This window comes from Microbacterium maritypicum (assembly GCF_041529975.1).
Taxonomy (GTDB): domain Bacteria; phylum Actinomycetota; class Actinomycetes; order Actinomycetales; family Microbacteriaceae; genus Microbacterium.
This window is the reverse complement of record NZ_CP168030.1, coordinates 2,648,541-2,671,292: the sequence shown is the minus strand read 5'-3', so window position 1 is coordinate 2,671,292 and position 22,752 is coordinate 2,648,541. Positions and strand designations below refer to the sequence as shown.

Here is a 22,752-nt window from a genome sequence, read left to right as displayed (position 1 = left end):
ACTGGAGCGCGTGCGTAAAACGTCCGCCGTTCTGGCCTCTCTCAGCCTTGCCGTCCTCGCTCTGACCGGCTGCACCGCCGCGGCACCCGACGGTGGCGTCGCGTGTGATCGCGGGGCCGGATCGAACGAGATCCGTGACGCCGTGACCGTGGAAGGCGACGTCGGGTCGACGCCGGATGTGAGCGTGTTCAGCCCGCTGCACCTCAAGGAGACCGCTTTCGCCGACACGACGGTGGGCGAGGGCCGGAAGATCCTCGACAACGCGCAGGCTCTCGTGGTGGAGCTCTCGATCTTCAGCGGTGAGACCGGCAAGCAGGTCTACGCGACCTCGTACGACGAGTCCAAGGGTCAGGTCTCCACGGCCGACTATTGGGCGACGCAGTCGCCCGGGCTCGAGTCGGTGTTCGAGTGCGCGACGGCAGGGTCCCGGATCGTCGCCGCACTCACCCCGGAAGACTTCGGTGCGAACAACCTCGAAGGGTTCGGTCTCGCGGCCGACGACAACGCGGTGTTCGTCATCGATGTGGTCGATGTGTTCCTCTCCCGCGCCGAGGGTTCCCTGCAGTTCAACGACGCGAAGGGCATGCCGACCGTGGTGCGCGCTCCTGATGGCACGCCGGGCGTCATCATTCCGGACAGCGCCGCACCCACGGAGCAGGTTGTCCAGACCCTCATCAAGGGCGACGGTGATGAGGTCAAAGCGGGCCAGATCCCCCTCCTGAACGTGATGGCTGTGGGCTGGGATGACAAGAAGGTCATCAACAGCACGTGGGGCCAGGGACCGACCGGTGATCTCTCGACCTCGGCACCGACCGTCGCAGAGGCGCTCATCGGCGAGACCGTGGGCTCGCAGATCCTCGTCGTGACCCCGGCAGGTGACGCCGGTCCTGCCGTGGCGTACGTCGTCGACATCCTGGGCGCAGTCACGGCTCCGACGCAGTGATGGCCAGTCGGATCCCCGCGGAAGAGCGCCTGACGAATCTCGTCGTGGCGCTGATGGCCACGGAGATCGGGCTGACCAAGCAGCAGATCCTCGACAACGTCTCCGGATATCGGCAGCGAGCGGATGCGGGCACGCGCTCCGACGCGCTGGAGAAGATGTTCGAGCGGGACAAAGACGAGTTGCGCACCCTCGGCGTGCCGATCGAGACGATCGGAGACGCGGCTGATCCGAACGACCTCCGAGAAGCCCGCTACCGTATTCCGCAAGCGGAATACGACCTTCCCGGTGACATCGAGTTCTCCGCCGCAGAACTGGCCGTGTTGCAGCTGGCCGGGAGCGTCTGGAGCGCGGAGTCCGTCTCTGGCGACGCGCAATCGGGCGTCCGCAAGATCCGTGCCCTGGGCATCGACGGGGACGAGCCGATCATCGGCTTCGCGCCGCGCATCACCGCCCGCGACGCCGCGTTCGCGCCGCTCCAGGATGCGATCGAGCGGTGCCGCGTCGTCGCCTTCGATTATCTGAAGCCCGGGGAGGATGCGCCTCGGCGGCGGCGGATCCGTCCGTTGGCACTGGTCGACTACGAGGCTCGGTGGCACGTGTTCGGCATCGACGTGGACGTCGAGGAGGACAGGACGTTCCTGCTCAGTCGCATCGTGGGCGCCGTCAAGGTGAGCCCCACGACCTTCGACTCCGCGCTCCGTGACGGAGCGGGGGAGCGGGCGCTCTCCGGCCTGGAGCGCGTGGCGGCTGCGAACTCGGCTCTGCTGGAGGTGACGCCCGGCACCGAGGCAGCACTGCGGCTCGGGCGTCGTGCGACGTCGGCGCCGCAGGGAATCCACGTCCCGTTCGTCGACCTGCACATCTTCGCCGATGAGCTCGCCTCCTACGGACCCGAGGTGCGGGTGGTCGAACCGGTCGCGTTGCGCGATGCGGTCATCGAGCGGCTGCGAGCGGTCGTCGAATCGCACACCGATCAGGCGGAGGCGTCATGAGCGCGAAGTCCAAGCCGTTGCTCGCAGCCGACCGCGTCCGCCTCTACCTCACTCTTGTGCCGTACCTGCTCGAGCACGGCCAGGTGTCTCTCACCGAAGCCGCAGAGGAATTCGGCGTGACGCCGCAGGAGATGCGCGGCATGGTCGAGAAGCTGACGGTGATCGGGCTCCCCGGGGAATCCGGTTATTGGCAGCAGCCGCAGGAGATGTTCGACATCAACTGGGATCTGCTCGACCTCGAGGACGTCATCGAGATCACCAACGACGTGGCCCTTCGTCGAGTTCCGCGCTTCACTGCCCGTGAGGCGGCGGCGCTCCTCGCCGGACTGCAGATGGTCGCAGCGGTTCCGGCCGTCTCGGACTCGGGGCTCGTCGCCGGGCTCATCTCGAAGCTGTCCCGCGGTGCCGCGGATGCTCCCGCCGAGGTGGTCGTCGCGCCGAGCGCCGTCGACGAGGTGCGCGAAGCCGTCGCTCGGGGGCTGCACGAGGGCGTCGCGATCGCCTTCACCTATCAAGCTCCGGATGCCGCGCCGACGACCAGAACGGTCGACCCGATGCAGATCCTCATCACGAACGGCCAGTGGTATCTGCAGGGGTGGTGCCATATGCGGCAGGCGATGAGGACGTTCCATCTCGACCGCGTCAGCGCACCGACCCTCACCGACATCCCGATCACCCACGGCGGTGAACACGTTCCCGAGGCTTTCGCCGGTCTCGACGACGAGCGCGAGGTCACCGTGCGTGTGCCGGAGCGCCTCGCCCCCCTTTTGAGCGGCTTCGTTCCCACCGGGCAACCCGACGTGGTCGACGGGGCGGTGACCACCACGCTCCACCTCGCCGATCCGCGCGGCGTCAAGAGGCTCGCCGGGCGATTCGGCGGCGCGATGGAGGTGTTGGAGCCGGGTATCGCCCGATCCGCCACGCGGGACTGGGCCGCGTCGGGACTCGCGCTGTATCGCCGCCCCGATGCCGAGCATTGATCTGTAGACTGAACCGAACGCTCATCGACGACGGGAATCCTTACATGTTCGCTGGAATGCAAGGCTGGCACCTTCTGATCGTGCTCGCCGTCATCCTCCTTCTGTTCGGTGCCGCCAAGCTGCCGGCGCTGGCGAAGAGCATGGGCCAGTCCGCCCGCGTCTTCAAGGGTGAGATGAAGGCGATGAAGGAAGAGGACGCGCCTCGCGCCGACTCGACCATCGCCGACCCCACGTCGGTCAAGGACTCGGGCGCAGACCCTGAGACTCCGCCTCGCGCCTGACGGCCGTGGCAGCCATCGAACCGACCGTGATGCCGAAGGCGGATCGGGATCGGCGGATGTCGCTGGGCGCGCATCTCGTCGAATTGCGCAAGCGTCTGATGTATGCGGCGCTCGCTCTGGTCGTGGGCATGGTCGTGGCGTTCATCGTCGCCGACCCGGTCATACACTTCATCACGGAACCCATCCGCATCATCACCGAGAAACGCGGTGATGACTTCAGCGCGCTCAACTTCGGCACGGTGACTGCCGCGTTCGACATGCGCATGCGGATCGCCTTCTCGATCGGCCTCTTCATCTCGGCGCCGGTCTGGCTGTGGCAGGTGTGGGCTTTCATCATGCCCGGCCTGACCCGCAAGGAGATCAAGTACACAGTCGGCTTCGTGGTCGCTGCCGTCCCGCTGTTCTTCGCCGGGTGCTACCTGGGCGTGATGATCATGCCGCACGTCATCGAACTCATGTGGAGTTTCACGCCCGACGGTGCGACCAACTTCTACTACGCGCAGGAGTACTACGACTTCGTCTTCAAGCTGATGATCGTCATCGGCGTCTCGTTTGTCCTGCCGGTGTTCCTCGTCGCGCTGAACCTCGCCGGGGTCATGTCGGGCCGGGCGATCCTCAAGGGCTGGCGCATCGCCATCATCATCGCGACGGTGTTCGCCGCGCTCGCGACCCCGGCCGCCGACGTGGTCAGCATGCTGATGCTCGCGGGGATCCTGATCGTCCTCTTCTTCGCCGCCGCGGGGCTCTCTTTGCTGTTCGACAGGCGCAAGCGCAAGCGCGACGAAGCGACCGGGCTGTTGCCGGACGCGGTATGAGTTCGCCGTCCGATAGGTACACGCAGGCGCAGCAGGCAGCGGAGCACCCGGAGACCTCGGCGTTCGCGGCACTGCAGAAGTTCGAGCTCGATCCGTTCCAGGTCGCGGGATGCCGTGCTCTGGAGAACGGCCGCAGTGTGCTGGTGGCCGCACCGACGGGGGCTGGCAAGACGATCGTCGGCGAGTTCGCGATCCATCTCGCGATGCGGACCCCGAGCGACAAGGCGTTCTACACCACGCCGATGAAGGCGCTCTCGAACCAGAAGTTCCGTGAGTTGGTCGAGGTGTACGGAGCGGATCAGGTCGGTCTGCTCACCGGTGACACCAACATCAACGGCAACGCGCGGATCGTGGTGATGACCACCGAGGTCCTCCGCAACATGATCTACGCCGACTCCGCCGCGCTCCGCGACCTGCGCTACGTGATCATGGACGAAGTCCACTACCTCGCAGATCGTTTCCGCGGCGCGGTGTGGGAAGAGGTCATCATCCACCTACCTCAGCGGGTGCGATTGGTGTCACTGAGCGCCACGGTCTCCAATGCCGAGGAGTTCGGCGACTGGCTCGACACGGTGCGCGGCGACACCGACGTCATCGTCTCCGAGATCAGGCCCGTGCCGCTGGAGCAGCACGTCCTCGTCCGCGATGACCTGCTTCCGCTCTTCGACGATCGTGCGGGCATCGCGACCGCGCAGGTGAACCAGGAGCTGATGCGCATCCGCTCGTCGACCGGGTCGAACTACGACAACAACCGGCAGGTGCAGTCGTACCGCAGTGACCGCCATGCCGGGCGACAGGCGAAGCGTCCGCCGCGGGGTGGACGGCGGCCCGTTCGCGCCGCCAACGCCCGCCGGATCGAGCGGATGGATCGTCCGGAAGTCGTGCACCTCCTGGAGCGAGCGAACCTCCTCCCCGCCATCTTCTTCATCTTCAGTCGCGTGGGGTGCGACGCCGCAGTGCAGCAGGTGCGGCGCGCCGGGGTTCGGCTGACTTCCGCCGAGGAACGCGCGGAGATCCGTGCGCTCGTTGAGGACCGCACCCGGACTCTCCAGGACGAAGACCTCGACGTGCTCGGCTACTGGGAGTGGCTGGACAACCTCGAGCGCGGCGTCGCCTCGCACCACGCGGGTCTGCTGCCGGCGTTCAAGGAAGTCGTCGAGGAGCTGTACCGACGCAAACTCGTGAAGGTCGTCTTCGCGACGGAGACTCTGGCGCTCGGCATCAACATGCCCGCCCGCACCGTCGTGCTCGAGAAGATGGAGAAGTTCAACGGCGAGGCCCGGGTCGCGATCACCTCGGGGGAGTACACCCAGCTCACCGGTCGCGCCGGAAGGCGGGGGATCGACGTCGAAGGTCATGCGGTCGTGCAGTGGACCGAAGGCATGGACCCACAGGCCGTCGCCGCGCTGGCGTCGCGCCGCACGTACCCGTTGAACTCGAGTTTCCGCCCCACCTACAACATGGCCGTGAACCTGATCGACATGTTCGGCAAGGCCAGGGCTCGTGAGATCCTCGAGTCGTCGTTCGCGCAGTTCCAGGCGGATCGCGCCGTCGTCGGACTGGCGCGCCAGGTGCGAGAAGCTGAAGCGTCGCTGGCGGGATACCAGAGCTCGATGGCCTGCGAGCACGGCGACTTCCCTGAGTACGCCGCCATTCGCCGGGAGCTCAGCGATCTCGAGAAGAAGAATCGTCAGGATTCCCAGGCGCCACGGGCGTCGCGCGACAAACGGATGAAACGCATCCAGACGCTGCGCACGCAGATGCAGCGCCACCCCTGCCATCGCTGCCCGGATCGGGAAGCACACGCGCGCTGGGCGGAACGCTACTGGAAGCTCAAGCGCCAGACCGATCGGATCCGGCGTCAGATCGAGACCCGGACCGGGACGGTGGCGCGCGTGTTCGATCGGGTCGTCGAGGTACTCGAGACTCTGGACTACCTCACGGAAGTCGATGGCGAGACCACGTTGACGGAAGCCGGGCGCACGATGCGCCGGATCTACGGTGAGCGAGATCTCCTCGTCGCAGAGTCGCTGCGCCAGGGACTCTGGGCGGGCCTCGATGCCCCCTCACTCGCGGCGATGGCGTGCTGCCTCGTGTACGAACCGCGCCGTGACGAGGCGAACTCGGGGGAGCGGGGTCTCCCGCGTGGAGCATTCCGCACGGCCTGGGAGAAGACGACGACGCTCTGGGCCGAACTCGACGACCTCGAACAGGATCATCGCCTGCCGGGCAGCGAACCGCTCGCCGCCGGGCTCGCCGGCGCGATGCATGCCTGGGCTCGCGGCGGCATGCTCGACCGGGTGCTGATCGACGCCGACATGGCCGCGGGAGACTTCGTGCGCTGGGCGAAGCAGACGATCGACCTCCTCGATCAGCTGTCCATCGTGGCCGAGGATGCGGCTGTCGCTCGCACCGCACACAGTGCCCTCGACGGTGTGCGCCGCGGCATCGTCGCCTATTCGTCGATGTGATGATGGCGACGACGTCCGCGAACGCCGCTGCGCCGGAGCGCGCGCTGCTGCCCCTGTGGGCAGCGGTGCCCACAGCCGCGCTCGGGGCACTGCTGATGAACCTCGCCTATCCGGGCGCCGCAGTATGGGCTCTCGCATTCCCCGCCACAGCTCTTGTGCTCGTGGCGCTGATCGGCAGACGGTTCGGCGGCGCACTTCTGGTCGGTCTGGTCTACGGCATCCTCTTCTTCGCTCTACTGGTCTCCTGGACGTCTCGCTACCTCGGGCCGATTCCGTGGGCGGCGCTCAGCGTCGTGGAAGGCGGTCTCACCGCCATCGCGCTCGTGCCCATCGCACTCGCCTACAGATGGCTGCCCCGTGCGTTTCCCGGCGCTGCAGGGCGTGTCCTGGGGCTTCCGACGGTCGTCGCTGCCCTGTGGGTCGGTCGGGAGCTCTTCGTCGGCTCCTGGCCGTACGGCGGCTTCCCCTGGGCGCGGATCGGGATGAGCCAGGCCGAGAGCCCCCTCGCGCCCATCTCCTCATGGCTCGGGGTGAGCGGTCTCAGTTTCCTGATGGTGCTGCTGGTCGCGATGCTGATCGAGCTCGTCCGCACGCGCGGGTGGCGTCGTCCGCTCGTCTTGCTGGTACCGGCGGTGCTGGTCGTGGTCCTGCTCTTCACTCCGCTGTTCCCAACCATGTCGTCGGGGTCGATGAGGATCGCCGCGGTTCAGGGCAACGGACCGACCGGGTATTTCGACGAACGCGAGCCGTTCTCGGTGATCCAGGCGCAGACCGACGCGACGGTACCGCTCTACGGGGAGGATGTCGATCTCGTCGTGTGGCCGGAGGGTTCTCTGGACGCCGACCCCTTCGAGAACGCGGCGATCGCCCGGAGGATGACTCTCGTATCGAACCGGATCGATGCGCCGCTGCTCGCGAATGCGGCGACCGCGCGGGACGATCTCTACTTCAACACCTCGATGCTGTGGACCGCCGACGGCACGGCCACGCAGACGCACGACAAACGACACCCCGTTCCCTTCGGCGAATACGTGCCCGACCGAGCGTTCTTCAACGCCCTGGCCCCCGACTTGATCGGCCTCATCCAGCGGGAGTACACGCCGGGGTCGAACCCGCCGATCGTCGAGGTCGACGGCGTCGCGATCGGGCTCGCCATCTGCTTCGACGTCATCTACGACGACGTGATCCGGGAAGGGCTGAACGACGGCGCCGAGGTGTTGGTCTTCCAGACCAACAATGCCGACTTCCGAGGCACCGACGAGAATCTGCAGCAGCTGTCCTTCGCCCGGATGCGCGCCATCGAGACAGGTCGCAGTGTCGTGAACGTGTCGACCGTCGGTACGAGTCAGGTCATCAGATCCGATGGATCGACCATCGCCAGCCTGGATGCAGGAAAGGCCGGAGCGCTGCTCGAAGATGTCGAGCTTCGTTCCGGCCTCACGGCGGGGGTTGTCCTGGGCCCCTGGATTCAGCAGTTCCTGCTGTGGGGCGGTCTGGGCGCGCTTCTCCTCGGGTGGTGGCGCGCCCGGGGCACTACGCCCCGATCTTCTCGCGGGTAGGGTCTTCTCCGGCGCCGCGGCGGGCGCGGATGAAGGCGAGTCGCTCTTCCAGCAACTCTTCGAGCTCCGCACGGGTACGGCGCTCCATGAGCATGTCCCAGTGGGTGCGAGCGGCCTTCTCATCGCTCGCTTCGAGCGTCACGGCCTGGCCGTCGACGTTCAGGCGTGCTTCGGCACCGCAGGCGCGGCATTCCCAGGTCTGGGGCGGTTCGGCGTCGGCCGCGAACATCAGGTTCGTGACGTGGCCGCAGGTGTCACAGGTGTAGGTGGTCTCACGGCGCTCCATGAAAACGACGCCCTCTTCGCTCTGTAGGCTCTGGGCGCCGAGTCGGATGCCGCGCAGGCTGCGATCTGCCATTTTGTGGTCCTCTCGTCGCTGTCAGGTATAACGCTCCAGCCTGTGCGCTTCATCCACGCGGGCGGCATCTCGGCGCGATTCACAGCTGAATCTCAGCGCCGGAGGTTATGGGGCGCGTCGGGAGTCGTCGGTTCAGGACAGAGTCCGAAGGGCGACGTCAGACCGATCCGAGACGATCCCATCGACTCCGGCGGCAACGAGACGGCGCATATCGGCGGGATCGTTGACCGTCCACACATGTATCTCGACACCGCGTCGGTGGGCGGCGCGGACGAGGGCAGGGGTGAGCACGGTGAGCGCTCCGTGTCGCTCGGGGATCTGGAGCGCGTCGATTCCCTGGAGCACGCGTGCGGAGGAGAGGCGGAGCGCGGACAGCGCGCGAAGCCCCGCGATCGTGCGGCTTCCGCCCGATGTCGCGGGCCGAAGCGAGGCGCCGGCCCGCAAGACGGAGGAGACGGCGGCGCGGCGGCTCGCGTCTGAGAAACTCGTGACGAGCACGCGGTGGGTGTGTTCGACCAGAATCGGTCCGAGCGGTTCGACCGCGGCGGGTGTCTTCACATCGATGTTGAAGCGCACATCGGGAAACGAGTCGAGCGCCTCCGCCACCGTGAGCAGTCCGCCGTGGGCGGAGAGGATCTCGCGTAGCTCCCGCGTGCGCACGTCCCGCACTGCTCGCGTGTCACCGACGAGCCTCTCGAGTGTCGAGTCGTGGAACAGCACCACATCGCCATCCGCCGTGACCTGGCAGTCGGTCTCGACATACTCGGCGCCCGCCGCGTGTGCGGCGGCGAAGGCAGCAGCGGAGTTCTCCCAGATGCCCGAATCCTCGCCCTCCGCGGTGACCAGACCGCGGTGAGCGAGGACCCGAGGATGCCGTGCCTTCGTGAAGTACGGGTGCGTCACGCGCCGGGAAGCGTGTTCGTCGGGCCCTGACCCGGCTTCGGAGTGAATGCGCTGCCGATGCCCTTGAGCGCCTCGGTGAGCTCACTCGGGATGATCCACAGCTTGTTGGACTGTCCCTCGCTGATCTTCGGCAGCATCTGGAGGTACTGGTAGGCGAGGAGCTTGTCGTCGGGCGCGCCCTGGTGGATGGCGGTGAAGACGTTCTGGATCGCCTCGGCCTCGCCCTGGGCGCGGAGGACGGCGGCCTGCTTGTCACCCTCGGCTCGGAGGATCTCGGCCTGGCGAGCGCCTTCCGCCTCGAGGATCGCCGACTGCTTGGTGCCCTCCGCCGTCAGGATCGCGGCGCGGCGGTCACGCTCAGCGCGCATCTGCTTCTCCATGGAGTCCTGAATGGAGATGGGCGGATCGATCGCCTTGAGCTCGACGCGGCCCACGCGGATGCCCCACTTGCCGGTCGCCTCGTCGAGCACCACCCGGAGCTGGCCGTTGATGTTGTCACGGCTGGTCAGGGCTTCCTCGAGGTTGAGGCCACCGACGACGTTTCGCAGCGTCGTCGTGGTGAGCTGCTCGACGGCGCCGAGGTAGTTGGCGATCTCATACGTCGCCGCGCGGGCATCCGTCACCTGGAAGTACACGACCGTGTCGATCGAGACGACGAGGTTGTCCTCGGTGATCACCGGCTGCGGCGGGAACGAGACGACCTGCTCACGCATGTCGATCAGCGGCCGGAGCCGGTCGATGAAGGGGACCAGGATGTTGAGTCCGGGGGTGAGGGTCTTGTGATAGCGGCCGAGGCGTTCGACGACGCCGGCCGTCGCCTGAGGGATGATCCTGATGGCGCGTGCGACGGTGACCACCACGAAGATGATCACCGCGATGGCGAGGATCCAGCCGATCGCTGCGGGAATGAACGATGCGTCGTCCAAGGGGGTTCTCCTAGTCGTTGACGGGTCGGACGATGGCGGTCGCGCCGTTGATCGCGCTCACGGCGATCGGGGCTCCCTGAGGGATGGCGACCGGCGTAGCGGTGCGCGCGGTCCAGGTGTCGCCGTTGGCGAGCTTCGCCTGGCCGGAGATCTGCGTGATCTCGGCCAGCGCGATGCCGCGCAGATCGACGAGAGCGTCCACGTTGGACTTCGTCGGGTCTTCGCCGCGCCGGAGGCGCTTGAGCAACGGCGGTCGGAGGAAGAGGATGAACGCTGCCGCCGCCACGGCCGCGATGATCACCTGCACCCAGACCGGGACACCCAGCAGATCGGTCACCAGTCCGACGACACTGCCGAAGCTGAGCATGAGGAACGTGAAGTCCAACGAGAGCATCTCGATGACGAGGAACACGGCGATCAGGACCAGCCAGCCGATCCAAGCCCATTGGTCGATGAACGTGACGAATGTCGTGAAGTTGTCCATGCGGCCTCCTTTGTGGTCAACGTATCACGCGGGGGACCGCCGATCCGGGTGCCACAGCGCTCCCTTGATAGTGTGAGTGAGCCGTGCGATCACGGCCTTTTCGCGCATCATGAGGAGTCACCGTGACCGACGTTCTTCCCGCAGGTTCCCTCGACGGCAAGGTGGCGCTCGTCACCGGCTCATCACGCGGGATCGGCGCAGACACCGTCCGCTACCTCGCCGAGGCCGGCGCGGATGTCGTCATCAACTTCCGCAACAAGGCACCGCGCGCCGAGAAGCTCGCCGCGCAGCTGCGCGAGCTCGGACGTCGGGCGCTCGTGGTGGGGGCCGACCTCACCGATCCCGCATCCGTGGCCCAGATGTTCGACGCCGTCCGCGCGGAGTACGGACGTCTGGATGTCCTCGTACTGAACGCCTCCGGTGGCATGGAGTCGGGGATGGCCGAGGACTACGCGCTCACGCTCAACCGGGATGCGCAGCTCAACGTGCTGAACGCGGCGACCCCTCTGTTGGGCGACGGGGCGCGCGTCGTATTCGTCACCAGCCACCAGGCGCACTTCATCCGGACGACACCCACCATGCCGGAGTACGAACCGGTAGCCCTGTCGAAGCGAGCGGGGGAGGATGCACTCCGTGAGCTCATCCCGGCTCTCGCCGAGAAGGGGATCGGCTTCACGGTCGTCTCCGGCGACATGATCGAGGGCACGATCACCGCCACCCTGCTGGAGCGGGCGAACCCGGGCGCGATCGCCGAACGCCGGGAATCGGCCGGCAAGCTCTACAACGTCTCCGAATTCGCCGCCGAGGTGGCCAAGGCCGCGGTCGACCCGGTGCCCTCCGACAACACGCGGCTCGTCGGAGATGTGAGCGCGTTCGTCGCCGAGTAGCCGCAGACGAGAATCGGCCCCGTCCTGCTGACGCAGGACGGGGCCGATTCGGCGATGGGGGGAGACGTCAGCTGACGGGCTCTCCCTGGACGGCGGCGACGTACTCCTTCTCATCCTTGCCGAGCGTGATGGCACGCACGATCTGGATGATTCCGAGCACGATCAGCGAGATGCCGAGCAGCAGCCAGAAGGCGAACCCGGCGATCAGCGGCGAGAACAGCACGATGATTCCCGCGATGATGCTGAGGATGGCGTACAGGACGGTCCAGACCCGCGAGCCGTCGCTGCCGAGGAGCGTCAGGGCGACGACGCCGTCGACGATCCAGCTGACACCGATGAAGATCACGACGACGAAGGCCAGCGTTGCCGCCGCGGCGCTCAAGTTGAAGAACGCGATGACGCCGGCGACGACGTAGAGCAGGCCGAGGACGATGTGTCCGACGCGAGCCCATCCGCCCTTCGCGCCCGAGAAGATCCCGAGGCCGATGTAGACCAGGCCGGCGATGACGAGGTAGGAGGCGAAGATCGCCGTCACGATGACCGCGGACTTCACCGGCCAGACCAGGAGGACGATTCCGGCGAGGAGAGCGAGAACGCCCGCTACGGCCAGCGAGACACGGATCGACTTGAACAGTGACTTCGCCTGGGTGAGTGGTTCAGACATGGTGGGGACCCCTTTCTGAGAAGTTCCTGTGAGGATGCACCCTCAGGGTAGCGCTCTCGCAGGCGGACGTGGGGCAAGCTCCGCCGACCGTGTTGCTCGAAGTAATCGCCGGACTCGGGGCGACATGACAGGATCGACGGGTGACAGGCCCGGACGAGACGCGTTTGCGCGAGCTCATCGTGATGCGCAAGGTCAGAGACCGGATCGATCGGGAGTACGCGAAACCCCTCGATGTGGAGGCGCTCGCACGCGGAGTGCACATGTCGGCGGGGCACCTCAGCCGGTGCTTCCGGGAGGCATACGGCGAGTCGCCTTACTCCTATCTGATGACGCGTCGGATCGAACGCGCGATGGCACTGCTGCGACGCGGAGACCTCACGGTGACGGAAGTGTGCTTCGAAGTCGGGTGTTCGTCGCTCGGAACCTTCAGCACGAGATTCTCGGAGCTGGTGGGTGTCCCACCCAGCGTGTACCGTGAACGCGCCGCGAACGTCGAGGGGATTCCCTCGTTCCAGGTGAAGCAGGTCACCAGACCGATCAGGAATCAAGAAGCACCGCGCACCGACACGCATCTAACGTGAACACCATGAAGATCAGCATCCATTACGCCTTCCTTCCCCACACCGACGCCGAGGCCGCTCTCGCCTTCTACCGGGACGCCCTCGGGTTCGAGGTGCGCAACGACGTCGGCTACGACGGTCTCCGCTGGCTCACGGTCGGTCCCGAGGGTCAGCCGGAGACCTCGATCGTGCTGCATCCGCCGGCAACCGACCCGGGGATCACGGAGACCGAGCGTCAGACGATACTCGAGCTCATCGCCAAGGGCAGCTACGCGGCGCTGACCCTCGCGAGCGATGACGTCGACGATCTGTTCTCCCGCCTCGTCGACAGCGGTGCCGACGTCGTGCAGGAGCCGATGGATCAGCCGTACGGCGTGCGCGACTGCGCGTTCCGCGACCCCGCGGGCAACCTGCTGCGTATCAATCAAGCAGCCTGAACACTCTCCGATTCACGAAGGACGCAGATGACCGACGACCAGCACCCCGCGGACACCCATGACCTGATCCGCGTGCAGGGCGCACGTGAGAACAATCTGAAAGACGTGAGCGTCGACATCCCGAAGCGGCGGCTGACGGTCTTCACCGGGGTGTCAGGGTCGGGCAAGAGCTCGCTCGTCTTCGACACGATCGCCGCCGAGTCTCGGCGCATGATCGATGAGACTTACAGCGCGTTCGTGCAGGGGTTCATGCCGTCGGTGCCGCGCCCGGATGTCGACGTCCTGGAGGGACTGACCACCGCGATCATCGTCGACCAGGAGCGTCTCGGCGCGAACCCGCGGTCGACCGTCGGTACCGTCACCGATGCGAACGCGATGCTCCGCATCCTGTTCAGCAAGCTCGGCCAGCCGTACATCGGCGGTCCGACGGCGTTCTCCTTCAACATCCCCACCCAGAAGGCCAGCGGAGTGATGACCGGGCCCGGGGGAGAGAAGAAGATCGTGAAGGATGCGATCTACCTCGGGGGCATGTGCCCACGGTGCGAGGGCAGGGGAGCAGTCTCCGACCTCGACCTGGCTCAGATCGTCGATGAGTCGAAGTCGCTCGACGAGGGCGCGATCATGGTGCCGGGATACACCGCTGACGGCTGGATGGTGAAGGGGTTCTCGCAGTCCGGGTTCTACCCCGCCGACAAGCCGATCGCGCAGTTCACCGAGAAACAGCGCCATCTCTTCCTCTACGGCGAGGTGACGAAGGTGAAGATCTCGGGGATCAACATGACCTATGAGGGTCTGATTCCGAAGATCACGAAGGCGATGCTCTCGAAGGATCTCGACGCGTTGCAGCCGCACATCCGCGCCTTCGTCGAGCGCGTCGCCACGTTCGCGGTCTGTCCCGAGTGCGATGGGACCCGGCTGACGGAGGGCGCGCGTTCCTCGAAGATCGACGGCATCAGCATCGCCGACGCCTGCCGGATGCAGGTCACGGACCTCGCCGCCTGGGTCCGCGGACTCGATCTTCCCGGAGCCGGACCGCTGCTCCAGGCGCTCAGCGCGAACCTGGACGCCTTCGTGACGCTCGGCCTGGGATACCTCAGTCTGGAGCGACCGTCGGGCACATTGTCCGGGGGAGAGGCGCAGCGGATCAAGATGTTGCGTCACCTCGGCTCGTCCCTGACCGACATCACGTACGTCTTCGACGAGCCGACCATCGGTTTGCACCCGCACGACATCCAGCGCATGAACGGACTGCTGCTCCAGCTGCGCGACAAGGGCAACACCGTCCTGGTCGTCGAACACAAACCGGAGACCATCGCGATCGGGGACCATGTCGTCGATCTGGGTCCGGGCGCGGGAAGCGCCGGTGGAGAGATCTGCTTCGAAGGCACGGTCGAGGGATTGAAGGCGAGCGGCACCAAGACGGGAGACCACCTCGATGACCGGGCGCAGCTGAAGGATGCTGTGCGGTCGGCATCGGGGGCGATCGAGGTGCGTGGCGCCACGGCCAACAACCTGCAGAACGTCGATGTCGACATCCCCACCGGTGTCCTCACTGTCGTGACCGGCGTCGCCGGGTCGGGAAAGAGCTCGCTCATCCACGGCTCGGTGTCGAAGCGCGACGGAGTCGTGGCGATCGATCAGGCCGCGATCAAGGGCTCCCGGCGGAGCAACCCGGCGACGTACACGGGGCTGCTCGAACCGATCCGAAAGGCGTTCGCGAAGGCGAACGGTGTGAAGCCCGCCCTGTTCAGCGCCAACTCCGAGGGCGCCTGCCCCTCGTGCAAGGGCGCGGGTGTCATCATCACCGAGCTCGGATTCATGGACACGATCGAGACCCCGTGTGAGGACTGCGGCGGCAAGCGCTTCCAGGCAGGCGTCCTCGAGTACAAGCTCGCGGGAAAGGACATCACCGAGGTTCTCGATCTGTCAGTCGCCGAGGCGCGAGTGTTCTTCAGCGAAGGGGAGTCCACGCTCCCCGCCGCCACGGCGATCCTCGGCCGCATGGAAGACGTGGGGCTCGGGTACCTGTCGCTCGGGCAGCCGCTGTCCACTCTGTCGGGCGGCGAACGCCAGCGGATCAAGCTCGCGATCCAGATGGGGGAGAAGGGCGACGTCTATGTGCTCGACGAGCCGACGACCGGCCTGCACCTCGCAGACGTCGACAAGATCCTCGGACTGCTCGATCGACTCGTCGACTCGGGGAAGACCGTGATCGTCATCGAGCACCACCAGGCGGTCATGGCACATGCCGACTGGATCATCGACATCGGCCCTGGCGCCGGCCACGATGGCGGACGGGTCGTCTTCGAGGGAGCGCCGAAGGATCTGGTATCCCAGAAGTCGACAGTGACGGGGGAGCACCTCGCGGAGTACGTCGGCGCCTGAGCCGATGAGTGCGATCAGGTTCGCGGAACCGCGCCCCGCCACGTCGTGATCGCAGTGCGCGTCTCACGATCGAGGCCGGCTTCCGTGAACCAGTTGTCGATGCGAAGGTTCTCGTACATGTCGCGGAAGGCCGAATCGGGTGTGTGCCCGAAACGGCCGAGGATCTGGTGTCTTTCCTCGACCTCGAACGAGCGTCGGTGCAGGAGCGCCATCCGTTCGGCGTTCGCGAACGATCCCATGTAGTCGCGAACAGCTGCATCGCTGGTGACGTCGAGCGCACGGAGGAGCACCGCGGCTACGAGCCCCGTTCTGTCCCACCCGGCAGAGCAGTGGAAGAGGATCGCACCATCGTCGGCGGATGCCAGCGCGGTGAGCACCTCAGAGAGGCGATGAGGCAGCTCTTGCAGATGTGCCAGGTAGTAGAGCGGCGTTCCCCACCGTCCGTCCGCTTCATAGGGCGCCCAGAAACCGACGTCGTCGCCGTCGAGGTCCACCCGTACGTGGGCGAGCGGAGACGGCACCTCGCCGCTGGACTCGTCGGGGCGACGGAGATCGATGACGGTACGCACTCCGTATGCGAGCAGAGCCTCCCACCCGGAAGCATCGACTTCATCGAGACGTTCGGCGCGAATGAAGATGCGATCGGGCGTGGTCGTTCCGTCCACGCGCTCGAGCCCACCGAGATCTCGGGCGTTGGCCAGGCCGTTGATGGTGAGGGCGGGCTTCATGCTTCCCATCCTCGCATCGGCCGGGACCGTCAGCCTCTGCGACGAACCCTGCGCACGATCAGGAGAAGGGCGCCTGTCAGCAGGGTGGCGGCACCGATCAGAACCAGGGGAGTGGCGTCAGCGCCGGTGACGGCGAGTGAGCCGTCCTGTCCTGCCGGGACGTTCGGCGTGCCGGGACTGCCCGGCGTGCCAGGGCTCACGGGCGAATCGGGGACCGAAGGCGGGTCCGTGGTCGGAACCAGCGACACCGGGTTCTCCAGGCTGATCGCGACGGTGTCGTCGGTGATCGTGAACGTCGCTGTGCCGTCGCGATTGTCGGTGACGCCGGTACCGGTGTAGATCGGCGTTCCGTAGATGACGTCCTCGCCCGCGGCGGAAGCCTCAGAGAGGGTGACGACAGTACCCACGGGCAGGTCGACGAGTCCATCGGTCGCGCCATCCGTGAGCCCGAACTCGCCGGTCGTCGCGGAACCGGCAACGATGAACGAGTAGTCGATCGTGTACTGAGCCCCATCGACCGCATTCGCGCCGTTCCCGCTCACGGTCTTGGTCACATCGAACCCACCGAGACCGTCACCGTCACCGTCACCTCCGGACGCGACGTAGGTGACGGGGCTTGCGGTGACCGTACGACCGGCGACCGTCATGGTGTTGCCGAAAGCCTCGCCATCTTGGACGCCGGACGGAAAGTCCATCACGGTGATGAACTGGTAGACGCGGTCATCGCTGGTCACCGGTTCGTTGAAGGTCACCGTGAAAGTGTGAGAAGCCGCATCCGCGACGAGGGAGTAGGTCCCCGCGCCCGTGCCGTGCGAAACGGTGTGCCAGACGTCGTCGCCCCAGTCCGAGTCGAGAGTCCAGCGTGCGGAGGTCGCCGCCGGATCGAAGGTGAGCTGCTCGTCGTACTCATCGACGATCGTCACAGGTTGGCCGTCGGCCGACGCCAAGACCTCGGCCGGGATGTTCAGAGCCCACGTCATGGACTCTCCGTCGAAGTTGACGGATCCCCATTTCTCCGGACTCTGGGGGAGGCTGGCAGCGTTGTCGCCCACGCCGCCGGGAGTCGCCATGTCGAACGTCAGGCCGTTGTCCGCGGTGAAGACGACGGACTCGTCATCGAATGCAGATGTGAAACGTGCCTGGAAGTGCAGCGAACCGCTCACGTTCGTGTGGGTCTCGACATAGTCCCCGAGTGTGCAGAGGAAAGACCCGGACGAGACGACGCAGCTTCCGACCTCAGCTCCGTCGTCGTCCCGCAGTGCGAAGGACGCCGCGTATCCGGACATCGAATCGGGAAAATCGAGGCTGAAGGTGTCGCCCGCCATCGCGGTGTCATCCACCGCCCAGGTCGCTTCGACCGTGTAGGGCGTTTCCGTCATAAGGGGTGGCGCGTTCATGATCTCTACGCCGGTGATCGCCGTCACGGGCGCCGCAGTCGCGGCAGCGGTGGCGATCAGCGCCGGCACGCTCCCTACGAGGATCGCGACCAATCCCAGGGCGAGTCGGCGTGTGATGCAGCGTCCTCTTGTCACGCGTGTCGTTCGAGAGTTCATCGGCGTCCTTCGCTCGAGGGGATCAGCTGATCTGTCGCCGTCACCAATACCGTATCGCGTAACATCTTACACATGACGGCGTTGATGCCGCGCGCGAGGACATACTCGGCGAGTGCGTGGGGCTGGCATGGGGCGCGGGCGTGTTACGTGTGGGAATGCGAGCAATCCGCGGGAAAGCTTGCGTCGCTCGCGACAAGGTAACTGCGAAGTCGAGAAGTCGACGCCGATACCGGGTTCCGTCTCCGGGGCGATCGGATGCGGGAGTTGCGTGTGGCCTGAACTCGGCGGCGCGTGTCGGCTGAGCCTCGTGAGGTCTTCCTGCGCCATCGGCGCTCGATCTCCTGGAGCACGGTCTCGGTTGATCTATAGCCGATAATGTACATTATGTCAGATGGCGTCAGGATGACCACCGCTGGCTCAGCCAGCGCTCCTCTGATTCGCGGTAGAGGCATCCCCCCTGAGCGGGACGTGAATCTACTGCGCGGACCAGACGCCGAGCTCGTTGCCGCTGGGGTCGGAGAAGTGCAGGCGTCTTCCGCCGGGGAACGCGTACGGGTCTTGCAGAATCGTGCCACCGGCGGCGATGATGCCGCTCATCGTCGCGTCGAGGTCGTCCGAGTAGAGCAGTACCAGCGGGCCTCCGGCCGGACGCGGCTCGTCGGCGAGCAGGAGCCCACCGACCTCGCTGCCGTCACCTCGCGGCGACATGATGCCGGCATAGCCCGGCCCGTAGTCGGTGAAGCTCCACGCGAACGCCTCGGCGAAGAACCGCTTCGATGCTTCGAGATCCGTGACGACGAGTTCGACGTAGTCGAGTGAGTGGTGCAGCGGTGAACTGGTCATGGCGTCACGCTAGTCGCCACCTCCGACATCGACCACGGACGGGGCGCCGCCGTCGCAGGAGTAGCGTTGATACGTGCCGCAGGTCCCCCACTCCCCCGTGTCCACACCAGGAGTTCGCGCATGGATCATCTGGTCCGTCGGTGTCGCGGCCTATGTGCTTTCCATCACGAACCGCACGTCGCTCGGTGCCGTCGGAGTGGAGGCCGCTGACCGCTTCGACGCGGATGCGTCGACACTCGCACTGTTCGCCGTCGTGCAGCTCGCGGTCTACGGAGGGATGCAGATTCCGATCGGGGTCCTGCTCGACCGCTTCGGTTCTCGCCCGATCATGACGATCGGCATGCTTCTGATGGCGGCGGGGCAGCTCACCATGGCCCTCTCCCCCAGCATCGGTATCGCGATCTTCGCGCGGGTTCTGCTCGGTGCCGGCGACGCGGCCATCTTCCCTGCGGTGCTACGACTCGTCGCGACCTGGTTTCCCGCGCAGCGGGGTCCGATCATGGTGCAGTTCACCGGGATCATCGGGCAGACCGGTCAGCTGATCGCCCTGGTCCCCCTCGCTGCACTGCTGCATGCGACGACGTGGAGCATCACGTTCGGCAGCATCGCCGGGCTCGGAGTGCTGTTCACGATCCTCGTGGCGCTCGTCATCCGCAATCACCCGGCCGAGCGCGGCGCCGACGTCACCGTGAACACCGACACGGGCGTGATCCGCGTCGTCACCTCCGCGATCGACACGGGCGTCGGCATCCGCGCGGCGTGGGCTCACCCGGGAACCCGCCTCGCCTTCTGGTCGCATTTCACCACGCCGTTCGCGGGTACCGCGTTCGTCCTGCTGTGGGGAATGCCGTTCCTCACAGCGGCCGAAGGCCTCGATGCCGCACATGCTGCGGGGATCATCTCTGTATATGTCGTTTCCGGCATGCTTCTCGGGCCCATCATCGGAGATCTCTCCCGTCGATTGCCCAATCACCGCTCGCTCGCGCTCGTGCTTCCCGCGGTCGGTGTGCAGATGGCCGCCTGGATCGCTGTCATCGCGCTGCCCGACACCGCTCCCATCTGGCTGCTCTACGTTCTCGCCGTCGCGCTGGCAACCGGTGGGCCCGCGTCCATGATCGCGTTCGATCATGCCCGCACCCACAACCCGAGCCATCGGTTGAGCACCGCCACCGGCGTCACCAACGCCGGCGGGTTCATCGCCGCTCTCATCGCGATCTTCCTGATCGGACTCGCTCTCGACCTTCAGGGCGCGGGTACGCCCGAGACATACACGCTCGAGGCGTTCCGCCTCGCCTTCCTCATGCCGATCCCCCTCTGGATCATCGGTACGACCTTCATCCTCGTCGAGCGCAAGCGGACGCGGATCCGGATGGGCCTCGACCCTGAGCGTCGTCGCTGAGCGCCGTTTCTCACGACGTCCACCGCACGCGGGCTCTACGCCCCGTACGGCTTCGCCGTGCCGGATGATCCGAAGCGTTACATGGTGACGCAGATGACGCAGGGCAGGGCTGACTCGCCGGCGGGGGTGGCGTCGTGCTGGGGACTCAGCGGAGCAGGTGCTGCAGCGTCTCGACGATCAGCTCGACGCTCACGCGTTCGGGAACCTCTGTGTCGCCTGCTTCGAACTCCGCGAGCTCGACGCCTCGGACGGAGCCCGATGACAGAGCGGCGAAGATCGCCGCGATCTGGTGCGGCAGCAGACCACCTCCGACGCGGTACGCGGCCGGGATGTACCCCGGTTCGAGCACGTCCCAGTCGACGTGGATCCACACGGGCCGACCGGAGACGAGCTCCAGCACCCGCTCCGGTGTGCTCTCGGAGGGGGCGAGCACCGTCACGCCCGCGCCGGCGAGCAGCTCGCCCTCGGCCGGGTCGATGTCGCGTCCGCCGACAACGACGACCTGCCTCGGATCGAGCCCTGATCCGTGGCCGCTGTCCCACAGCCCGCATGCCGCCGCGAGGACCATTCCGCCCAGGTAACCGGACCCCGTCGTTTCCGGGGTGTTGAAGTCGCCGTGCGCGTCGATCCACAGCAGCATCGCATCGGGATGGTGCTCGGCGACCGTCGGAAGCGTGCCGAGACTCGCCGCGCAGGTGTTGGTGATGAGCAGCGGTGTCGCTCCTGCGCTGAGGGCACTCCGCAGCGCATCGCGCAGTCCGGTCAGTGTCTCTTCCGCTTGCGGGAGCGCGACGGACCAATCGTCTTCCGTGCTCGCCGTCGGCGTTCCGACGATCTGAGGGACGAGACCGAGCAACGACGACACCGCCTCGCCGACTCGATGAGCACCGATGAGGGCGCCGTCGGTACGGTCGGCGACGCGACCCTGAGAGACGATGAGCGAGTACGCGGATGCCATGCGTCCAGCTTTTCACTCGTGGGACGACCGACCAAACGGGCGATCACCGCACCGTCGTTGCGTCCTCTGCAGAAGTCGCCCGGCGGCGCGGCTCACTGCCTGCGTGGCGTCCACCCGGAAGGCAAGGGGCCGTCCTGCACGGCTCGTTCCCGGTCTCCCTGGGCCGACCACCCCTGGGCCTCCCCCGGAATGTCGAAGGCTCCCCGCGCAAGCCGGAGACCCACGTCCTCGTGATGCATGCGTGGCGCTCCCCCACGACGCACCGACGCGCGAACGCTCCACGCGTCGTCGGCGAACCCTCCGCCACGGAACACGCGATAGTCATCGTAACGAGCAGGATCCAGCAGGTCCCAGCACCATTCCCAGACATTGCCGAGCGTGTCGAAGAGACCGTTCAGGTTCGGGAGCTTGCCGCCGACGTCCTGCGGAGTGGGCACGCCGTCCGCACTCGTCCACGCGGCGTCGGCGAGGGGCGCGTAGTGCGGACCCGCAGAGCCGGCGCGGCACGCGAACTCCCACTCCGCTTCGGTCGGCAGGCGGTAGCCGTCTGCGGTGGTGTCCCAGCTCACATCCTCGCCGTCGAACAGGTACACCCGGTCGAGGCCTTCCCACTCGGACGCGGCATTGCAGAAGTGCACGGCTCGCAGCCACGAGAGATCGGATGCGGGGCGCCGCGGATGGCGCATGGGGACGTCGAGAACGTCGGCGAGCTGTTCCTCCGTGACCGGATAGACCCCGATCTCGAACGGCTCGAGCTCGACCACACGATGCTCTTTACGACGTGCATCGGTCAAGGTCACGACGCCCGCGTGGATGCGAGCCAGTTCGAGGTCGCTCACGGCCCTATCCGCCGTAGCCAGGCGGGTCTCACGCGGGAATCCGTTCGACCCAGGTGGGATACTTCGCGGCACGGCCGTCTCCGGATGACGTGCGTGTCACACGACGCCGCACCCACGGACCGACGAACTCTCGGTAGTACGCGAGACCGGAGGGACCGGCTCCCAGGCGATCGCTCGGCGCCCACCAGGTCTCCGGAGGCTCGAAGCCCAGCGCGTGGAGCACCCGGGCGGCCACGCGGTGATGTCCGGCCGCGTTCATGTGCAGACGATCATCGGCCCAGTACGCGCCCCGGGAGAGTTCCCGGTCCGGCCAGTTGAGCGCTTGGATGACGTCGGGACGTTCTTCGATCCGACGTATCACCGCCTCGGAGAGCAGATCCCCCCTACGCTGCACCAGCGACCCCATCGGAAGCTGCCCGCTGGGGTTCGCGCCGGAGAGGAGGATCATCGTCACGCCCTCCTCGTCGCACCGGCGCAACACCCGGCTGAACGCATCCGCGATGTGTTCGACATCGGTACGAGGGCGCAGCATGTCGTTGCCACCGCCGTTGAACGAAAGGTGAGTGGGTCGCAGAGCCAGCGCGGGTTCGAGCTGCTGCTCGACGATCGGCCAGGCCAGCTTGCCGCGGATGGCGAGATTCGCGTAGTGGATCGGGTGCCCGGCGGCGTCCGCCCACCCCTGCGCCGCGAGATCGGCCCAGCCGCGCTCCTGCCCGTTCGGGAGAACGTCGCCGACGCCCTCTGTGAACGAGTCGCCGATAGCCACGAAGCGCACATCTGCCATCGT

Annotated in this window: 23 protein-coding genes; 12 read left to right on the top strand and 11 right to left on the bottom strand. The window is 66.6% G+C overall.

Features of this window, described 5'->3' with window-relative positions:
• Nucleotides 1–10: 10 nt before the first annotated feature.
• Genes ACCO44_RS12950 through lnt form a run of 7 tightly spaced genes read left to right on the top strand, consistent with a single transcriptional unit; the run spans nucleotide 11 to nucleotide 8,041 of the window.
• Nucleotides 11–943: a hypothetical protein gene (locus ACCO44_RS12950; protein ID WP_372466826.1), complete on the top strand. Its 933-nt coding sequence runs from the start codon at nucleotides 11–13 to the stop codon at nucleotides 941–943.
• Nucleotides 943–1,935, top strand: coding sequence for a YafY family protein (locus ACCO44_RS12945; RefSeq protein WP_105709921.1), 993 nt, complete (start codon nucleotides 943–945; stop codon nucleotides 1,933–1,935). The genes ACCO44_RS12950 and ACCO44_RS12945 overlap by 1 nt, the downstream gene beginning before the upstream one ends.
• Nucleotides 1,932–2,915, top strand: coding sequence for a YafY family protein (locus ACCO44_RS12940; protein WP_105709922.1), 984 nt, complete (start codon nucleotides 1,932–1,934; stop codon nucleotides 2,913–2,915). The genes ACCO44_RS12945 and ACCO44_RS12940 overlap by 4 nt, the downstream gene beginning before the upstream one ends.
• Nucleotides 2,916–2,959: 44 nt before the next feature.
• Complete coding sequence (gene tatA, locus ACCO44_RS12935; protein WP_105709923.1) at nucleotides 2,960–3,196, top strand: twin-arginine translocase TatA/TatE family subunit; 237 nt, start codon at nucleotides 2,960–2,962, stop codon at nucleotides 3,194–3,196.
• A gap of 56 nt (nucleotides 3,197–3,252) precedes the next feature.
• Nucleotides 3,253–4,011 (top strand): twin-arginine translocase subunit TatC, encoded by a 759-nt coding sequence (tatC, locus tag ACCO44_RS12930; RefSeq protein ID WP_029263401.1) that lies wholly within the window; start codon nucleotides 3,253–3,255, stop codon nucleotides 4,009–4,011.
• Nucleotides 4,008–6,482: a DEAD/DEAH box helicase gene (locus tag ACCO44_RS12925; RefSeq protein ID WP_372466823.1), complete on the top strand. Its 2,475-nt coding sequence runs from the start codon at nucleotides 4,008–4,010 to the stop codon at nucleotides 6,480–6,482. Before tatC ends, ACCO44_RS12925 begins: the two co-directional genes overlap by 4 nt.
• Before the next feature lie 2 nt (nucleotides 6,483–6,484).
• Nucleotides 6,485–8,041: an apolipoprotein N-acyltransferase gene (lnt, locus tag ACCO44_RS12920; RefSeq protein WP_372466822.1), complete on the top strand. Its 1,557-nt coding sequence runs from the start codon at nucleotides 6,485–6,487 to the stop codon at nucleotides 8,039–8,041.
• Here the strand turns inward: lnt and ACCO44_RS12915 are convergent.
• The 4 genes from ACCO44_RS12915 to ACCO44_RS12900 all read right to left on the bottom strand — a co-directional run bounded on the left by ACCO44_RS12915 (nucleotide 8,016) and on the right by ACCO44_RS12900 (nucleotide 10,712).
• A complete protein-coding gene (locus tag ACCO44_RS12915; RefSeq protein ID WP_029263398.1) occupies nucleotides 8,016–8,399 on the bottom strand; it encodes an RNA polymerase-binding protein RbpA in 384 nt (127 codons plus the stop codon). The genes lnt and ACCO44_RS12915 overlap by 26 nt on opposite strands.
• A gap of 132 nt (nucleotides 8,400–8,531) precedes the next feature.
• A complete protein-coding gene (locus tag ACCO44_RS12910; RefSeq protein ID WP_372466821.1) occupies nucleotides 8,532–9,302 on the bottom strand; it encodes a glycerophosphodiester phosphodiesterase family protein in 771 nt (256 codons plus the stop codon).
• Nucleotides 9,299–10,228: an SPFH domain-containing protein gene (locus ACCO44_RS12905; protein WP_051662450.1), complete on the bottom strand. Its 930-nt coding sequence runs from the start codon at nucleotides 10,226–10,228 to the stop codon at nucleotides 9,299–9,301. The genes ACCO44_RS12910 and ACCO44_RS12905 overlap by 4 nt, the downstream gene beginning before the upstream one ends.
• Nucleotides 10,229–10,238: 10 nt before the next feature.
• On the bottom strand, nucleotides 10,239–10,712 hold the full coding sequence (locus ACCO44_RS12900; protein WP_105709927.1) for an NfeD family protein: 474 nt from the start codon (nucleotides 10,710–10,712) through the stop codon (nucleotides 10,239–10,241).
• Between the two features lie 122 nt (nucleotides 10,713–10,834).
• Between ACCO44_RS12900 and ACCO44_RS12895 the strand changes: the two genes are divergently transcribed.
• Nucleotides 10,835–11,599 carry an SDR family oxidoreductase gene (locus tag ACCO44_RS12895; RefSeq protein ID WP_029263394.1) on the top strand — a complete coding sequence of 255 codons (765 nt, stop codon included), beginning with the start codon at nucleotides 10,835–10,837 and terminating at the stop codon, nucleotides 11,597–11,599.
• A 67-nt stretch (nucleotides 11,600–11,666) separates the two neighbouring features.
• Here ACCO44_RS12895 and ACCO44_RS12890 read toward each other — a convergent pair whose 3' ends face one another.
• Nucleotides 11,667–12,263: an HdeD family acid-resistance protein gene (locus ACCO44_RS12890; RefSeq protein WP_029273870.1), complete on the bottom strand. Its 597-nt coding sequence runs from the start codon at nucleotides 12,261–12,263 to the stop codon at nucleotides 11,667–11,669.
• 182 nt (nucleotides 12,264–12,445) lie between these two features.
• Here ACCO44_RS12890 and ACCO44_RS12885 point away from each other — a divergent pair, with 182 nt between their 5' ends.
• From ACCO44_RS12885 to ACCO44_RS12875, 3 genes are read left to right on the top strand one after another with little or no spacing between them, the layout of a single operon-like run.
• A complete protein-coding gene (locus ACCO44_RS12885) occupies nucleotides 12,446–12,844 on the top strand; it encodes a helix-turn-helix transcriptional regulator (RefSeq protein ID WP_051662469.1) in 399 nt (132 codons plus the stop codon).
• Between the two features lie 5 nt (nucleotides 12,845–12,849).
• On the top strand, nucleotides 12,850–13,260 hold the full coding sequence (locus tag ACCO44_RS12880; protein ID WP_105710341.1) for a VOC family protein: 411 nt from the start codon (nucleotides 12,850–12,852) through the stop codon (nucleotides 13,258–13,260).
• A 27-nt stretch (nucleotides 13,261–13,287) separates the two neighbouring features.
• Entirely contained in the window at nucleotides 13,288–15,645 is a 2,358-nt protein-coding gene (locus ACCO44_RS12875) for an excinuclease ABC subunit UvrA (RefSeq protein ID WP_262000929.1), read from the top strand.
• A gap of 14 nt (nucleotides 15,646–15,659) precedes the next feature.
• Here the strand turns inward: ACCO44_RS12875 and ACCO44_RS12870 are convergent, their stop codons facing one another.
• The 3 genes from ACCO44_RS12870 to ACCO44_RS12860 all read right to left on the bottom strand — a co-directional run bounded on the left by ACCO44_RS12870 (nucleotide 15,660) and on the right by ACCO44_RS12860 (nucleotide 18,769).
• Entirely contained in the window at nucleotides 15,660–16,373 is a 714-nt protein-coding gene (locus ACCO44_RS12870) for a tyrosine-protein phosphatase (RefSeq protein WP_372466820.1), read from the bottom strand.
• Between the two features lie 29 nt (nucleotides 16,374–16,402).
• Nucleotides 16,403–17,839 (bottom strand): Ig-like domain-containing protein, encoded by a 1,437-nt coding sequence (locus tag ACCO44_RS12865; protein ID WP_372466819.1) that lies wholly within the window; start codon nucleotides 17,837–17,839, stop codon nucleotides 16,403–16,405.
• A 561-nt stretch (nucleotides 17,840–18,400) separates the two neighbouring features.
• Entirely contained in the window at nucleotides 18,401–18,769 is a 369-nt protein-coding gene (locus tag ACCO44_RS12860; protein ID WP_029263387.1) for a VOC family protein, read from the bottom strand.
• Nucleotides 18,770–18,842: 73 nt separating this feature from the next.
• On the opposite strand from ACCO44_RS12860, the gene ACCO44_RS12855 reads away from it, so the two are divergent.
• Nucleotides 18,843–20,168 carry a nitrate/nitrite transporter gene (locus ACCO44_RS12855; protein WP_029263386.1) on the top strand — a complete coding sequence of 442 codons (1,326 nt, stop codon included), beginning with the start codon at nucleotides 18,843–18,845 and terminating at the stop codon, nucleotides 20,166–20,168.
• 145 nt (nucleotides 20,169–20,313) lie between these two features.
• On the opposite strand, the gene ACCO44_RS12850 is transcribed toward ACCO44_RS12855, so the two are convergent.
• The 3 genes from ACCO44_RS12850 to ACCO44_RS12840 form a co-directional block, all read right to left on the bottom strand.
• Nucleotides 20,314–21,126: an arginase family protein gene (locus ACCO44_RS12850; RefSeq protein ID WP_029263385.1), complete on the bottom strand. Its 813-nt coding sequence runs from the start codon at nucleotides 21,124–21,126 to the stop codon at nucleotides 20,314–20,316.
• A gap of 92 nt (nucleotides 21,127–21,218) precedes the next feature.
• The gene (locus ACCO44_RS12845; RefSeq protein WP_372466818.1) at nucleotides 21,219–21,965 is read right to left on the bottom strand and encodes a formylglycine-generating enzyme family protein; all 747 of its coding nucleotides are present in this window, start codon (nucleotides 21,963–21,965) and stop codon (nucleotides 21,219–21,221) included.
• Nucleotides 21,966–21,993: 28 nt separating this feature from the next.
• On the bottom strand, nucleotides 21,994–22,749 hold the full coding sequence (locus tag ACCO44_RS12840) for an SGNH/GDSL hydrolase family protein (RefSeq protein ID WP_372466817.1): 756 nt from the start codon (nucleotides 22,747–22,749) through the stop codon (nucleotides 21,994–21,996).
• Between the last annotated feature and the right edge of the window lie 3 nt (nucleotides 22,750–22,752).

Coding starts and splice junctions, on each gene's coding strand:
- ACCO44_RS12850 (WP_029263385.1), bottom strand. CDS start 21,126: ATGGCATCCGCGTACTCGCTCATCGTCTCTCAGGGTCGCGTCGCCGAC.
- lnt (WP_372466822.1), top strand. CDS start 6,485: ATGGCGACGACGTCCGCGAACGCCGCTGCGCCGGAGCGCGCGCTGCTG.
- ACCO44_RS12925 (WP_372466823.1), top strand. CDS start 4,008: ATGAGTTCGCCGTCCGATAGGTACACGCAGGCGCAGCAGGCAGCGGAG.
- ACCO44_RS12880 (WP_105710341.1), top strand. CDS start 12,850: ATGAAGATCAGCATCCATTACGCCTTCCTTCCCCACACCGACGCCGAG.
- ACCO44_RS12870 (WP_372466820.1), bottom strand. CDS start 16,373: ATGAAGCCCGCCCTCACCATCAACGGCCTGGCCAACGCCCGAGATCTC.
- tatC (WP_029263401.1), top strand. CDS start 3,253: ATGTCGCTGGGCGCGCATCTCGTCGAATTGCGCAAGCGTCTGATGTAT.
- ACCO44_RS12885 (WP_051662469.1), top strand. CDS start 12,446: ATGCGCAAGGTCAGAGACCGGATCGATCGGGAGTACGCGAAACCCCTC.
- tatA (WP_105709923.1), top strand. CDS start 2,960: ATGTTCGCTGGAATGCAAGGCTGGCACCTTCTGATCGTGCTCGCCGTC.
- ACCO44_RS12860 (WP_029263387.1), bottom strand. CDS start 18,769: ATGACCAGTTCACCGCTGCACCACTCACTCGACTACGTCGAACTCGTC.
- ACCO44_RS12945 (WP_105709921.1), top strand. CDS start 943: ATGGCCAGTCGGATCCCCGCGGAAGAGCGCCTGACGAATCTCGTCGTG.
- ACCO44_RS12875 (WP_262000929.1), top strand. CDS start 13,288: ATGACCGACGACCAGCACCCCGCGGACACCCATGACCTGATCCGCGTG.
- ACCO44_RS12840 (WP_372466817.1), bottom strand. CDS start 22,749: ATGGCAGATGTGCGCTTCGTGGCTATCGGCGACTCGTTCACAGAGGGC.
- ACCO44_RS12890 (WP_029273870.1), bottom strand. CDS start 12,263: ATGTCTGAACCACTCACCCAGGCGAAGTCACTGTTCAAGTCGATCCGT.
- ACCO44_RS12940 (WP_105709922.1), top strand. CDS start 1,932: ATGAGCGCGAAGTCCAAGCCGTTGCTCGCAGCCGACCGCGTCCGCCTC.
- ACCO44_RS12900 (WP_105709927.1), bottom strand. CDS start 10,712: ATGGACAACTTCACGACATTCGTCACGTTCATCGACCAATGGGCTTGG.
- ACCO44_RS12915 (WP_029263398.1), bottom strand. CDS start 8,399: ATGGCAGATCGCAGCCTGCGCGGCATCCGACTCGGCGCCCAGAGCCTA.